This window comes from Pristimantibacillus sp. Z349TD_6 (assembly GCF_056173205.1).
In genome coordinates this window covers 5,819,246-5,832,758 of sequence record NZ_CM149662.1, presented here as the reverse complement: position 1 = coordinate 5,832,758, position 13,513 = coordinate 5,819,246, and the positions used below count along the sequence as shown (strand labels likewise).

10 protein-coding genes are annotated in these 13,513 nt (G+C 47.4%); 8 read left to right on the top strand and 2 right to left on the bottom strand.

Translation table 11 applies throughout. The annotated features are described in order from the left end of the window. Positions 1–60: 60 nt before the first annotated feature. The 4 genes from AC0VYE_RS25390 to AC0VYE_RS25375 all read left to right on the top strand — a co-directional run bounded on the left by AC0VYE_RS25390 (position 61) and on the right by AC0VYE_RS25375 (position 3,231). The gene (locus AC0VYE_RS25390; RefSeq protein WP_475443287.1) at positions 61–705 is read left to right on the top strand and encodes a bifunctional 4-hydroxy-2-oxoglutarate aldolase/2-dehydro-3-deoxy-phosphogluconate aldolase; all 645 of its coding nucleotides are present in this window, start codon (positions 61–63) and stop codon (positions 703–705) included. 12 nt (positions 706–717) lie between these two features. Continuing rightward, positions 718–1,500, top strand: coding sequence for an SDR family NAD(P)-dependent oxidoreductase (locus tag AC0VYE_RS25385; protein ID WP_475443286.1), 783 nt, complete (start codon positions 718–720; stop codon positions 1,498–1,500). A 48-nt stretch (positions 1,501–1,548) separates the two neighbouring features. Next, positions 1,549–2,457 carry a dihydrodipicolinate synthase family protein gene (locus AC0VYE_RS25380; protein WP_475443285.1) on the top strand — a complete coding sequence of 303 codons (909 nt, stop codon included), beginning with the start codon at positions 1,549–1,551 and terminating at the stop codon, positions 2,455–2,457. Positions 2,458–2,550: 93 nt separating this feature from the next. Then, entirely contained in the window at positions 2,551–3,231 is a 681-nt protein-coding gene (locus AC0VYE_RS25375; RefSeq protein WP_475443284.1) for a FadR/GntR family transcriptional regulator, read from the top strand. Here the strand turns inward: AC0VYE_RS25375 and AC0VYE_RS25370 are convergent. After that, entirely contained in the window at positions 3,228–4,016 is a 789-nt protein-coding gene (locus tag AC0VYE_RS25370) for a response regulator transcription factor (RefSeq protein ID WP_475443283.1), read from the bottom strand. The genes AC0VYE_RS25375 and AC0VYE_RS25370 overlap by 4 nt on opposite strands. Beyond that, positions 4,003–5,748, bottom strand: a complete 1,746-nt coding sequence (locus AC0VYE_RS25365) for a sensor histidine kinase (RefSeq protein WP_475443282.1) — start codon at positions 5,746–5,748, stop codon at positions 4,003–4,005. Before AC0VYE_RS25365 ends, AC0VYE_RS25370 begins: the two co-directional genes overlap by 14 nt. Before the next feature lie 301 nt (positions 5,749–6,049). Between AC0VYE_RS25365 and AC0VYE_RS25360 the strand changes: the two genes are divergently transcribed. From AC0VYE_RS25360 to AC0VYE_RS25345, 4 genes are all read left to right on the top strand, one after another. Continuing rightward, on the top strand, positions 6,050–7,348 hold the full coding sequence (locus tag AC0VYE_RS25360; protein ID WP_475443281.1) for an ABC transporter substrate-binding protein: 1,299 nt from the start codon (positions 6,050–6,052) through the stop codon (positions 7,346–7,348). A gap of 67 nt (positions 7,349–7,415) precedes the next feature. Then, positions 7,416–8,306, top strand: a complete 891-nt coding sequence (locus AC0VYE_RS25355; protein ID WP_441880379.1) for a carbohydrate ABC transporter permease — start codon at positions 7,416–7,418, stop codon at positions 8,304–8,306. A 12-nt stretch (positions 8,307–8,318) separates the two neighbouring features. Continuing rightward, positions 8,319–9,134 carry a carbohydrate ABC transporter permease gene (locus AC0VYE_RS25350; protein ID WP_475443280.1) on the top strand — a complete coding sequence of 272 codons (816 nt, stop codon included), beginning with the start codon at positions 8,319–8,321 and terminating at the stop codon, positions 9,132–9,134. A 398-nt stretch (positions 9,135–9,532) separates the two neighbouring features. Then, positions 9,533–13,381 carry a glycoside hydrolase family 2 TIM barrel-domain containing protein gene (locus AC0VYE_RS25345; RefSeq protein ID WP_475443279.1) on the top strand — a complete coding sequence of 1,283 codons (3,849 nt, stop codon included), beginning with the start codon at positions 9,533–9,535 and terminating at the stop codon, positions 13,379–13,381. Positions 13,382–13,513 lie beyond the last annotated feature (132 nt).

Below are 13,513 nucleotides of genomic sequence, written 5' to 3'. Positions count from 1 at the left end.
TTATATGGATAGAAGCCTGTCCGAGCGAGATGTAAATAGGTAGAAAGCGAAGGTACCGCAATGATAAAATCGGTTCAATTGCAGAAGCTCAAAGAATCGGGGATTGTCGCCGTTATTCGCCGTCCTAAGCCCCAAGATGCTCTGCATATCGCAAATGCATTGGTTGAAGGCGGCGTAGGCGCTTTGGAAATTACGGTAGACACGCCGTGCGTTTTCGATTTGATTGCCCTTTTGAAAGAAAAATTAGGAGAGCGCGCATTGGTGGGGGCCGGCACTGTTTTAGACGCGGATACAGCGAAACAGGCTATTCTTGCCGGCTCCGATTTCATATTCTCTCCCATCTTGGATATTGACACTATCCGGTTAACGAACAAATATGGTAAGATCTCGATCCCGGGAGTGATGACCCCAACCGAAATCGTAATGGCCCATAAAGCGGGGGCTGACTTGATCAAAGTATTTCCTGGCAATGCGCTTGGGGTCGATTATATCAAAGAGCTTCAAGGGCCTTTGGGACATATCCCGATGATGCCGACTGGAGGGGTGACGATGGATAATGTGGCGCAGTTCATACGAAACGGGGCCGTTGCCGTCGGGGTTGGTGGCCATTTAGTGAAAAAAGATGCTATTAAAGCCGGACGGTTCGAGGAGTTGAGAGATACGGCAAGAACGTTCGCGCAGCTAATTCAAGAAGCTAGAAGATAAGGAGATTACCAAATGACACTTAACATTGATTTGAGCGGCCAAGTCGCTATCGTGACGGGCGTATCCGGAGGTATCGGGTTAGGGGCGGCACGCATGCTAGCCAAGGCAGGGGCTACAATCGCAGGCTGCGCACGCAAGAGCAGCCCGGCATGGGAGCACTTCCAAAAGGAGCAGCATGAATCGGGGAAGCCAAGCCTGTTTTTGGAGGTAGACATCACCGTCGACGAGGCGGTTCGCCATTTCGTGAGGCAGACGGCTGAGGTACTTGGAGGAATTGATATTCTCGTTTCGAATGCCGGGGCTAACGTGTTTGCTAATGCGACGGACTGCAATGCGGATTTATGGCAGCATAATATGGATCTCAATCTGAGATCCCATTGGTTTATTAGCCAATGCTGCAAATCAAATCTGGAGCAAAGCAGAAACGGTGTGATCATCATTATGACGTCGAATCATGCCATTTTGACAATAGCTGGCTGCTTCCCTTACAATGTAGCCAAAACTGCGCTCACGGGACTCGTTCGCAGCCTTGCGATCGAGTGGGGACCTTCTGTTCGGACGGTTGGCCTCGCTCCCGGATTTATTGACACGCTTGGCAATGATTCATGGTTCCAATCCTTTCCCGACCCGCAAGCGGAACGGGCGGAGACGGAACGACGGCATCCCGTTGGGCGCCTCGGAACGACTGAGGAGATCGGTGCTTTCTGTGCGTTTCTTGCCAGTTCTTATGCGGCGTTTGCCTCGGGTACCACTTATGTAGTGGATGGCGGCCGTACGGCGCTGTTGCAAGATTAAGCTCATTAGTGGGGCTGCTCCACACACATTGAAGGAGGAAAATGAGCAATGGGGAAATCGATTTCGGGCATTGTACCGATCGCAGCCGCGACCTTTACCCACAACGGTCTTCTAGATGAAGACAGCTTTCAGCATTTAGTGCGGCATTTGCTTGGCACTGGTATTTCTGGATTGACTTTGTTCGGCTTGGCAACGGAATTTTATAAGCTGACCGATGAAGAGAAAAAAACGATGCAACGGATTCTGCTAGCGGAAACGTCAGTGCATCCGACTGTGGCTAGCATGATCTCCGTGACAGATCACTGCGCTGAAGTTGCGGAATACAGGGCGAAGCTAGCAGAGCAGCAGGGGGCGGATGCGCTTATGCTGCTGCCGCCATTTTTCCTCCAACCATCGGAGCATGCAATTATGGAACATATTCGTAGAGTCGTTAGCGCCGTCTCGATTCCGGTTATCGTTCAATACGCGCCGAGTCAGACAGGTGTAAGGCTGTCGCCTGATGTGTTCGTTCGGCTAAAGGAGCAGCACGATAATTTGCAGGCAATCAAAGTCGAAACGCAACCTCCGGGCCGTTACGTAGGGCAATTGCTGGAAAGCTCGAATGGAAGGCTTGGTGCTTTGGTTGGGTACGCCGGCGTACAAATGCCTGATGTGCTTATGCGGGGGGCAAGCGGCATCCAACCCGGATGTTCGTTCTCTGAGGTGTATGTGGAGCTGCTGCAACTCTATCAAGTGGACCATAAGGCGTTTTTGAGCTTGTTTCATCGATTGCTACCGTACATTTCTTACTGGATGCAAGGGGTAGAATTAATTATTAAAGCTGAAAAAATCATTTTGTACAGACGAGGGCTAATTGCCTCCGACTACTGCAGAACACCGGCATATGGAATGGATAAACAGGAGCTAGAACAAATCGATAGTTTTATGAATGAGTTCGGAGCCTACTGGAAGGCTTAGAATAGATAAGGACTCTTGGATGCATTGATCTTTCCACTGCCCGTACGGTATGATGGGGACAAAGTCAAGATGAATGAGGAGAAGAGTGCCACTTTGAAGAAACTTGCACATGAATCGATTCTCGAGCAGATGAAAGCACATATCGAATCGGGAGTCTGGAAACCGGGGACTCGTTTGCCTACACTGAAGGAGCTCGCCGAAGAATTTTCGCTTAGTGTGACGGCCGTGAGGGAAGCGCTTCGCATTCTTGAGAGCCAGAGAATTATTAGCATCGAACATGGAAGAGGCATATTCGTCAGCAACGAACCGGGGCTGCTCGGGGATGCTGGACATAAGTTGCGCGAGATGGGGAACAGCTCGTTGCTCCAACTGCTTGAAGCAAGATTAGTGTTGGAGCCCGAGCTCGCTTACTTCTGCGCGCATCGGGCGACTCCTTCGCAGGTGAAGCAGCTAAAGGAGCTTGCCGAGACAATGGAAGCGCAAATGATCGGAGGAGGAGACTTCTTTACAACCGATCTGCGATTTCATCAATTGATTGCGGAGGGTGCGGACAACCCGGTTCTTGCCCAAATGCTGGCAGCTGTCACCGATTTGTCTGCCGCCGGAAGGCGGGAGACGAACAAGCTTCCGAATATGAGAGGCAAAGCGGCGAGCTATCATAATCTAATTGCCATAGCCATGTTGGAACGTCAAGCCGAGCAGGCAAGAGAGATCATGAAGGCGCATATTGTGGATATGATGACGTCGGTGAAGGAACACGTGAAGATTCATTAAATCGCGGAATGAGCCCCAAGTGTGCGCCGGTATTCGGATGGCGTCTGTCCGACCATGGTCTTGAAAATCTCGTTAAAGTGGCGAAACGTCTTGTAGCCTACTAGCTCAGCTACCTCATAACTTTTGTAGTGTAGTTCGGCGAGCAATCCCTTACTTCGTTCGATCCGAACTATGTGGATTAAATGACTTAGGCTGTGACCTGTTTCCTCCTTAAATAATGTGCTGAAATAAGAAGAACTCAAATGAACGCGGCTAGCGATGTCGCGGACGGTGAGTTCTTTTTCGTAGTTGGCTTCAACAAATTGCACCGCCGACATGACCCAGGGGTTCGTGGACAGGATGCCGTATTTGGCACTATGCACTTCGCCGCCTGCACCAACTTCGGCGGAACTACCAGCTGCGGATACATTGTCGATGGCCTTCGAAGCGCGAGTCAGCGTTTCAATAATAATCACGGGGTCGCATGGCTTTAAAATATAATCCATAACGCCTGCTTTGATCGCCGAATAGGCATAATCGAATTCCGCGTGTCCAGTAAGCAGAATGACCTTTACGTGCGGCCACTTGCTTGTTATTTCACCGCATACCGCAATGCCATCCATTCCAGGCATCCGTATGTCGGAGAGAACGATGTCCGTGCTATTGGCATTCAGCCATTCCAGTGCTTCGCTCCCATCGGGGAATTCGGCCACAATCCGGAACAACGGCGATCGGTCGATGATGCGGCGCAAGCCTTGGCGGATATTGATTTCGTCGTCAATGAGGACAACTCTAGCAACGTTCATTGGCATTGGCTCCTTTCAAAATCGTGCAAGGGAACGTAATTGTTATTTTTGTGCCAACACCGAGCTCGCTTTTGATTTCTGCTCCATACGCTTCGCCATAGTGAAGCCGGAGCCGGTCATGTACGTTAAGCAATCCAAGCCCCTTTTCTGCCTGACGATCGTGCGTAATCCGCTTCTTTTTGAGCAGCGATCTCAGCTTCTCCTCCGGAATGCCCGCACCGTCATCGGAAATGACGATCGTCACGTTGTCCTGGCTTAGAAGGGCATCGATGCGAAGCTCCTTTGCCGATTTCTTCGGCTCAATGCCGTAAGTGATTGCATTCTCGATGAGAGGCTGAATGAGCAGCCGCGGAATAGTGCAATTAAGCAACTCCTTCGGGACGTTGAAATAGGTATGGAAACGCCCGGGGTATCGGTATTGAATGATCGAAATATACCGCTTAATATGGCTTAATTCCTCATCCAGCGTGGTCATAGAGGTGTTGGGATTAAGCGCATACCGTAGCATCTGTGATAAATCCAAAATGACCTGCGAGGTTTTCGATTTGCCCTCCGATTCCAATCCCCAAAAAATGTTATCGAGCGTGTTATAGAGAAAGTGGGGATTGACTTGTGCCTGCAGCGCCCGCAGCGTTGCTTTGCGCTCCAAGTCCTGCTTCTCGTACACCTCCTGCACTAAATATCGAAAGTTTTCAACCATGTATGTAAAGTTCTGGGCAAGCTGCTCACTCTCTTGATTGAAAAAGCGTTGTCGCTCTATCTTTACTTTAAAATTACCGAATGCAACTAGCTTCATCTTGCTGATGATGTTTCTTATAGGACGCGTAAGAAACGAAGCAAACAGAGTCGAAAAGACGATTGTAGCCAAGATGAGCAAGGCCCCCACCCAAAGGCTCGTATAATAAACCTTGCCCAAGCCTCGCGTCAATTCACTTTGCGGGGTAATTGCGACAAGAAGCCAACGTGTATTCGGAACTTCATAAGACGTGAACAAGTAGCCGTGATCCAAGTATCCGCTATGCTGTCGGAGGATATCTGGAAGGGTAGGCTGGCTTGCGAACAATGTTTTTATTTGTTCGCGATTTTTTTCGTGTAAATGATTTATGATAGCTTCGCCGCTGTCGCTAACCAATATCATCGACGTCAACTGCGATTCATTACCGCTTTGCAATATATCTATAATATCTTTCGAATCGATCGTGTAGGTTAGGTAGCCTAATACTTCGTTAGGCCTTTGCAGGTTCATCACTTCACGCGTTCCGCTAAGCGTAAACGGTGTACTGGCTTGACAAAGCGGTGTTTCGGTGACTGACCAATACGAGGCGCCGTCTAACGCTTCCGCGCCGAGTTTCAAGGTATCCGTAGTAATGGTTTGAAAACAAATGCCGGAGGCTACGGTTTCGTTCTGCAAGGAATGAAGCTCCATATACGAGACGACATTTGTATCCACGAACGCTACGTTAAGCAAATCTCGTATTGAGCTGAATTTAAGAGGATTGACTGAACCGGTACGTTTGGCATCAATTAATGCTTTCTGCAGCAGCTTATTTCCGACGGCGTTGTTCGTCGTATCATGGGCAAGCTGAAGGAACCGATTGAGATTTGAGCCGGTTTGATCAAGCGCAAGATTAATGTATTTATAGGAGTTGTGTTGAATCGTGCGGGTCGATTGCTGAATGGTTGCGTAGGTTAGGACAACCATGGACACGATTACGAGCGCGATGCCTCCCAACGATAGTTGGTGCTTTAATTGTTTCCATGGCAGACCTGATGATAACGACCTGGCTATGATACATCACCTGCTCTGCATTCGGATTGTGAAAGCGCCCTCATTATACCACTATCAACAAAATACGAGCAATACCTATACGTAAGAGCGTAAATTCAAGGATTTTTTCGAATATTTACGTCTCTTGTAGGAAATATACATCCATATTACGATGATAATAGACTTGACAACCTACCTGATTAAGTAACAAATGCTATTTTCAGGTTATTGTAGGGGTCGACCAAAATAGGGGAGTGAACAAGGAATGAGAACTAGAAAATGGGTGAAAGCAAACATTGTCTTCCTTCTTAGTTTAATGATCTTAGCAGGCTGCAGCAGCAACTCCAACCTTGTTACGGAATCAGAGGGTAATAAAGGAGCAAGCAAAGGGAATCCGGTCGTCATCAAAGCTTGGTATCACCAATACGGAGAGAAGGAGGCCGTCGATTTTCTCAACAGCTGGACGGAGGAATTTAATCAGAGCCAAAGCGGGATCAAGCTAGAGACGACGATCGTTGCGGGCGGCGTACAGGATTACTATTCCAAGCTGAGCACCGCGTTCGCGAGCGGAGACGGCCCGGATCTCTTCGAAATGGATGCCGCAGACTTTACCAAATACGTAACCTCGGGTATCGCCGCTCCGCTGGACGACCTGATCTCAGGAGAGGTACGCAAAGATTTCAACGAAAAGGCTTTGGCCGGTAATACCATCGACGGAAAACTGTACGGGGTGCCATTTGTCATCGATGCAATAGGATTGTATTACGATAAAGACGTATTGTCTGAGGTGAATATTCAGCCGCCAACGACATGGGCCGAACTTCGCGACGCTGCCCAAAAATTGACGACGCCGGAACGAAAAGGCTTAACAATCAGCCCGGTTCGCGGCGGTTATCAAAATTACGAGTTCTGGCCGTTCTTGTGGGCGGCAGGTGGCGATGTTCTTGATGAAAGCGGAACCAAGTCAGCTTATGACAGCGATGCTACCCGCAAAGCACTTCAATTATATCGTGATTTGGCGACTGACGGTTCCATCTATACAACGCTTCAAACCGATAGCTGGGATATCAACTATTTGCTCAGCGGCAAAACGGCTATGCAGCTTTGCGGCATTTGGGCGACTCCATCGATTGAAAAGTCGGGTAAAAACATCGGCTTGCTGCCATACCCCGCAGTAGACGCGCAAGGAAAACAGACGGCTACGTTAGGGGGTTGGAACATGATGGTCAATTCCAAAGGAAAGCTGGCAGAGGCTAAGGAAGTTATTAGCTGGTTCTGGCTCGAGGGGACGGACCGTATGGGTCAATTCAATACGGTTGGAGGCTTTCATCTTGCACCGCGCACAACGGTGCTGGAAGCGAAAAAGGACATTTACGAAAAACCGCTATACAAGGATTGGGTAGATTCGGTTGTACCGCTTGGACGAAAGGATCTGTCTTTACCGCCTGAAGTGGTGACAGCAACGAATGACGCTGTGCAGGAAGCGTTATTCTCTATGGACCGTGATATCGATTCAATCGTGAAAGACGCAAATAAAAAAGTTGAAGAAGCACTCGTCAAATAAATTTACAAAAAGGGCAAGCAAGCGCGGCAGCATGCCGCCGCGCTTGCACACAGAATAGAGGGATAGCATGAACAAACTCAAGAGATTCGGCAAGGAGCAATGGACGGCTTATTTATTTTTATTCCCTGCGATGCTTCTGCTGCTTGCGTTCGTCTTTTTACCGTCCATGTATGCATTTTTTGTTAGCTTGCACGATTGGAATCTGCTTGGCGGCAAGAAGTTTATCGGTCTCGGCAACTACATTCGGCTAGCGGAAGATGATTATTTCTGGAACTCGCTGAGGCGTTCGGTTTTTTATGCTTCCATCGCCGTGCCGCTCGTCTTTGTTTTTTCGTTCTGTCTCGCGCTGATCGTTCGCCATCTAGGCAGATGGAGCAACTTTTTCCGTACAGTGTTTTTTTTTCCGAACCTAATCTCGACGGTTATTAGCGTGCTTCTGTTCCGTTTCATTCTCGAATCGGCTCCGTCAGGGCTGATGAATTATGTTATTGGCTTCTTCGGCTTTGACCCCGTATCTTGGCTGGGGACGACAGAAGGTTCGTGGTTCGGTCTCATCAATGTTTTTTTCTGGACGTCGGTCGGTTTCTACATGCTTATTATGCTGTCTGGGCTGCTTGATATACCGGTCGATTACTACGAGGCGGCGTATATAGACGGGGCCAACCGCTGGCATTCGTTCTGGCGGATTACCGTGCCACAGATGAAAAATGCAATGGTTTTCGTTTTTATCGTCAATATCATTAATGCGTTCCAATTTTTTGACCTGTTCCTTCTGATGACGAAGGGCGGACCGGCAAGGTCGACCGAAATTACGGTGCTGTACATCTACAATCTTGGCTTTGGCGAATTGAGACTCGGATACGCTTCGGCAATATCGTTCCTACTGTTCCTGCTTGTTTTCTTGCTCACGATCTTGCAAGTCAAACTATTTCGGGTTAATCAATCAGTCAATCAATAGGAGAAGATAGATATGAGAACTAAACGACCTTTCTTGCTTCTGATAGCAATTGTATTTTCGATAGTTTCGCTTGTGCCTACTCTATGGATGGTGTCAGGATCGCTCAAGTCGCTTGACGACTTTAATCAGTATCCGCCTAATATTCTTCCACAACAGCTCCACTTTGATAATTTCGCGAGGTTGTTCAACTCTTTTAACTTCGACGTGTACTTGGTCAATACTTTATATGTAACTGTCGCTATTGTTTTCTTGTCCGTGCTCGTTAACGCGATGGCCGCCTACGCACTGGCAAGGCTGTACTTTCCGGGACGCAATATGATTTTTTTATTCGTCTTAGGTTCCATGATGATTCCGTTCGCGACGTTCATGATACCGTTGTTCATGATTATTCGGGAGCTTGGGCTCATTAACAATCTTTGGGGCATCATCGTCATCGCGATTGCCCATCCGTTTTCGATTTTCCTGCTGCGTCAATTTTATATGAATTTTCCGAAAGAGCTGGAAGAAGCCGGGAGAATCGACGGGCTTGGTTTAATCGGCATATTTTTCAGACTGATTGTGCCTACTTCGAAGCCGATTTTTACTACGGTTGGAATTCTCGTTTTTATCTGGAACTGGAACAATTACGTGTGGCCGCTTATCGTAACGAACGATAAATCGCTTTGGGTGCTGCAGCTCGGCATTACGAGTTTTATGAGCGAGCATTCTGCTGAATTCCAAATGGTAATGGCCGGTTCCGTCGTGGCGATCATGCCGGTTGTTATTTTGTTCTTTGCTTTGCAGCGTTACATCATCGAGGGGATATTATCATCGGGTATCAAAGGTTGATAAGCGAGCGATACTTGATTCGCATTGAAGGTAGGTGGAGACTTCAATTGCAAAGAGCTGAATCATTATAAACGGCCGACAGGGTGGTGGTTACCCCTTAAGGGGAGCTTAACCGCTTATCATGGATGAATATGAATCGGCCTGTGATCTGTTTTGTTCCATAGAAGAACAAAACAGATCACAGGCCGAACTTTTTTGAAAAATGAATCTATTAAATCCCATTTTTGTACCATAAATTCAAGAACTTATTTCAATAATTACGGGATGCCTTTCATCATGGCGAGAGGTATTTTGATTCGTTCGGAAGGGAGGTGAAAGCTCGCATTTGAAGTTTACATCAAGGGGAGAATCAAAATGAAGCTATTCTGAGGTCATTCAATAACCAAAGGAGAATCGTCATGAAAATAAAAAAAAGATTGAGTATTTCATTAATCGCTATCATGCTCTCTACATTCATCTTGCAACTTGCTCCTCAATCCGCAGAAGCCAACACAGTATGGCCGAGGTCGCAGATCGTTCCGATTCCGTCTTCGGTGACCGGTACCCAGAATCCAGTCATTAGTTTGAACGGAACCTGGAAATTCACCATGTCGAATCCGGCTAATTTTTGGGAAAAATCGGTTGATTCATCCTCGTGGGATGACATTCAGGTACCAGGCGAAGCTTATATGCAAAACTTTGATGTTGAACTGAATCATGAATACCCTTACAAAAAGGAGATTGACGTTCCTGCAGATTACGAAGGCAAAACGGTTATCCTTCGATTCGAAGGGGTATACAGCTATGCGAGAGTATGGGTTAATGGGGAACTTGTCAGAGAACATACCGGCGGCTTTACTGCCTGGGATGCGGATATTACCAAGTATGTGAAGGCCGGGGAAGCGAACACGATTACGGTGGGCGTCACGAGCAAGTCGGATGATATCTCCAATGAAAATCAATATGCCAAACATAATGTTTTAGGCATATTGCGAAATGTTAAGCTTATCGCTTTGCCTCAAAACTATGCAACCCGTCTTCATGCATCTACGGATTTTGATGCGACCTATAGAGACGCGACGCTGAAGGTTACGGGGGCGGTGAACTTTGGCGGCGCAAGCAGCGCCAAGCTCAATCTTAGCTTGAAGGATCCTCAAGGGAATGCCATTGCGCTAAGCCCTAGTACAATCGACCTTACAACTTCTAATGCCGAGGGTACCGTAGAAATTCCCGTGGCCGCCCCTAAGAAATGGGATGCGGAGCATCCCAATCTTTATATCCTGACGGCTGAGTTGGAGGTTGAGGGATCTACCCTACAGACCATGACGAAAAATATTGGATTCAGGGAAGTAGTTAAGAACGGAAATCAGGTATTCGTAAACGGCAAGGAGATCAAGCTGAGAGGCGTCAATGCGCATGATGTGCATCCATTATTGGGACGCGCTACAAACGATGAAATTGATGAAGCAACGGTAGCCAAATTTGCTGAAGCCAACATTAATCACATCAGAACCTCTCATTATCCAAAATCGGATGCTTTCCTTGATGCAACCGACAAGTATGGCATTTACGTGGAATCGGAAACCGCCGTCGTATGGCAGGGCGGAGAATGGGACGTGAATCCGAATTCAGTATCCGATCCGAACTACACAGATGAATATATGAACCAATTTTCCGAGATGATTGAAAAGGATAAGTCCCATCCGTCCATTATCATTTGGTCATTGGGCAATGAAACGAGTTGGGGAATCAATTTTGCAAAAGAACTTGAATATGTGAAAGCGGAAGATCCTACAAGACTGACCATCGTAAGCTGGGCGAACGGGGCTACTGATATTAGCAGCTCGCATTATCCTGCTTATAATGGCAATTTGGGGCCAACGACCACGCAACCTACATTGCACGACGAATTTGCCCATGTAAATAACTATAATACGGGTACCCAGCAACGAGATCCGAATGTCAGAAACTTCTGGGGAGAAAGCATCAAGCTATTCTGGGAAAACATGTTCACGAAGAAGGGGGCACTTGGAGGAGCGATATGGGCGTCTCCTGACGAAGTATTTATGTCGCCGGTTAAAAACTGGAGCGGTGGTTACGGAGGATGGGGAATCATTGACGGCTGGAGAAGGGAAAAGCCTGAATTCTGGCTGACCAAAAAAGCATACTCTCCAATACGCATAACGGATGCGGCTGTAGACAATCCGGGCAGCGGTCAAATGCTCAATATCCCAATAAAAAACTGGTTTGATCATACCAACTTGAATGAAGTTGCCTTTCATTGGCGTGTAGGCGAGGATTCAGGCAAAATTGCCGACCTAAACATAGAGCCGCATGGAAACGGTACGCTCGTCATACCGGCGCGCAACTGGAAAGTCGGCGAAATTTTGAATATTCAAGTCTATAATCAGTCATCTAAATTGATAGATGAATACAATTTGCCAATCGGGGGGTTGGATAAAACCTTCTCTACCGCTCAAGGCGCTGCTCCATCCGTATCCGAAGACGATTCAAACATTACGGTAACCGGCTCCAACTTCAGCATCGTATTCAACAAAACAACGGGCCAAATAACCAGCGGCTCTTACAACGAAGAAACCGTCATCGTAGGCGGACCAAGAATCAACCTGGCTCCAGTAGCTCTACCGAATTGGACTCTTTCGGACATCACCCATGCGGTACAAGGAAATGAGGCGGTTATCGGGATTTCCGGAGCATACGGCTCCATGGGCGTTACATTTTCGATCAAGATAGATGGTGCGGGACTTGTGACGACCGGGTACAAAATTACAAATCCGATTGCGGGGGCCAAAGAAACTGGTGTTATCTATGACGTATCGAGTTCAGTCGATCGATTGAGCTGGGATCGGAAGGGCTTATGGTCCGCTTATCCGTCCGACCATATCGGAAGAGCGACGGGAATCGCGAACAAAGTAAGCGGGAACGACGACACTTACAGGGTCAAGCCAACCTGGTCCTGGTCGCAGGATATGAAGGACTTCTTCCTCTACGGAAGCGACGATTTAGGCGATCGCGGAACAAATGATTTCAGAAGCCAGAAGGAATATATTTATTACGCTTCCGCTATTCTATCAGACTCTACTAGCCGAATAAGGGCAGAATCTGACGGTACGGCTGCCGTGAGGATGGAAATCAACAAAAAAATGGTTGACGATAGGGATGCTTCCATCACATATAGCGGAACATGGTCAAATTATGATGATGGTGGAGATTACGGAGGAACGGAAACATTCAGCAATTCGGCAGGCGCATACGCTGAATACAAGTTTACAGGAACGGGCATAAGCTTCATTGGACCTAAGAACAAAAATTTGGGTACGATCGATATCTATCTTGACGGAGATTTGGTTGAAGAAAATTTGAACCTGAATACGGCAAGCAAAAATTACCAGCAACTGCTGTATACAAAAACAGGGCTTTCAAACGGCGAGCATACGATCAAAGTCGTTGTGAAAAGCGATTATGTAGTCGTGGATGCGTTTATGCCTATTAGTGATGATACAAAAAGTATCGCGATGATGATTAATAACCAGTGGGCCTACGATGACGTGGATTGGGGCAATTATGAAACCTATATTACCGTTCCTTCGGGTTACAGCAATACAGTTAAGATGAGACTTACCGACAACGACAGCTACAAGGAGGATATCGTTGTCGAGGGTGAAAGAGCAGTGCTGAACGGACCGGATAAAGTGGAAAAAGGTCAATCATTTAAGATAGGGCTTGGCATGGAGAACATAGAGAAAGCAACTTACGCGCAAGACATCGTTATTGAATTCGACGCCGAAGCGTTCGAGTTTGTGAAGGCTGAATCGCTTCTCTCTGGCTTAAACATTGTGAAAACAGTCAGCGACGTTCCGGGACAGGTACGTATTTTGGCGGCTGCGGAAGGGGCTCAGCATGGCATTCAAGGCGATGCAACCATAATTGAACTTCAATTCGTCGCTAAGGATGTGGAGAAGAGCGGCAAGATTGGGGTCAAATCATTTACGTTCGCTGACGCCGAAGGTACAGAGTATGCAGCAGAGACGGATTCCTTAGAGGTTAAAGTAGAAGCGGGTATAGTCGTTACACATGGCGACTTGAACGGAGATGGCAAAGTTAGCATCGGCGACTTGTCTATCGTAGCGGCGAATTACGGTAAAGTCTCGACTGATCCAAATTGGAACGAGAAAGCGGATGTTAATAAGGACGGCAAAATCGATGTTGAAGATCTTGCAGAAATCGCACGACTTATTACAGGTTAAGTTCGGATTATGTTGTAGATAGGAAGTCTGTTTTTTGAGAGGATCGTTCTCCCCTTTGATATCTAAAAGCGGGGAACGATCTTATCAAGTTTGGAGCAGCCCCTTTAATATTGTGTTACAAATTGTATCTTT

Bases quoted from the DNA above. Each gene is read 5' to 3' on its own strand.
- AC0VYE_RS25380 (WP_475443285.1), top strand. From the start codon at position 1,549: ATGGGGAAATCGATTTCGGGCATTGTACCGATCGCAGCCGCGACCTTT.
- AC0VYE_RS25370 (WP_475443283.1), bottom strand. From the start codon at position 4,016: ATGAACGTTGCTAGAGTTGTCCTCATTGACGACGAAATCAATATCCGC.
- AC0VYE_RS25390 (WP_475443287.1), top strand. From the start codon at position 61: ATGATAAAATCGGTTCAATTGCAGAAGCTCAAAGAATCGGGGATTGTC.
- AC0VYE_RS25345 (WP_475443279.1), top strand. From the start codon at position 9,533: ATGAAAATAAAAAAAAGATTGAGTATTTCATTAATCGCTATCATGCTC.
- AC0VYE_RS25355 (WP_441880379.1), top strand. From the start codon at position 7,416: ATGAACAAACTCAAGAGATTCGGCAAGGAGCAATGGACGGCTTATTTA.
- AC0VYE_RS25385 (WP_475443286.1), top strand. From the start codon at position 718: ATGACACTTAACATTGATTTGAGCGGCCAAGTCGCTATCGTGACGGGC.
- AC0VYE_RS25350 (WP_475443280.1), top strand. From the start codon at position 8,319: ATGAGAACTAAACGACCTTTCTTGCTTCTGATAGCAATTGTATTTTCG.
- AC0VYE_RS25360 (WP_475443281.1), top strand. From the start codon at position 6,050: ATGAGAACTAGAAAATGGGTGAAAGCAAACATTGTCTTCCTTCTTAGT.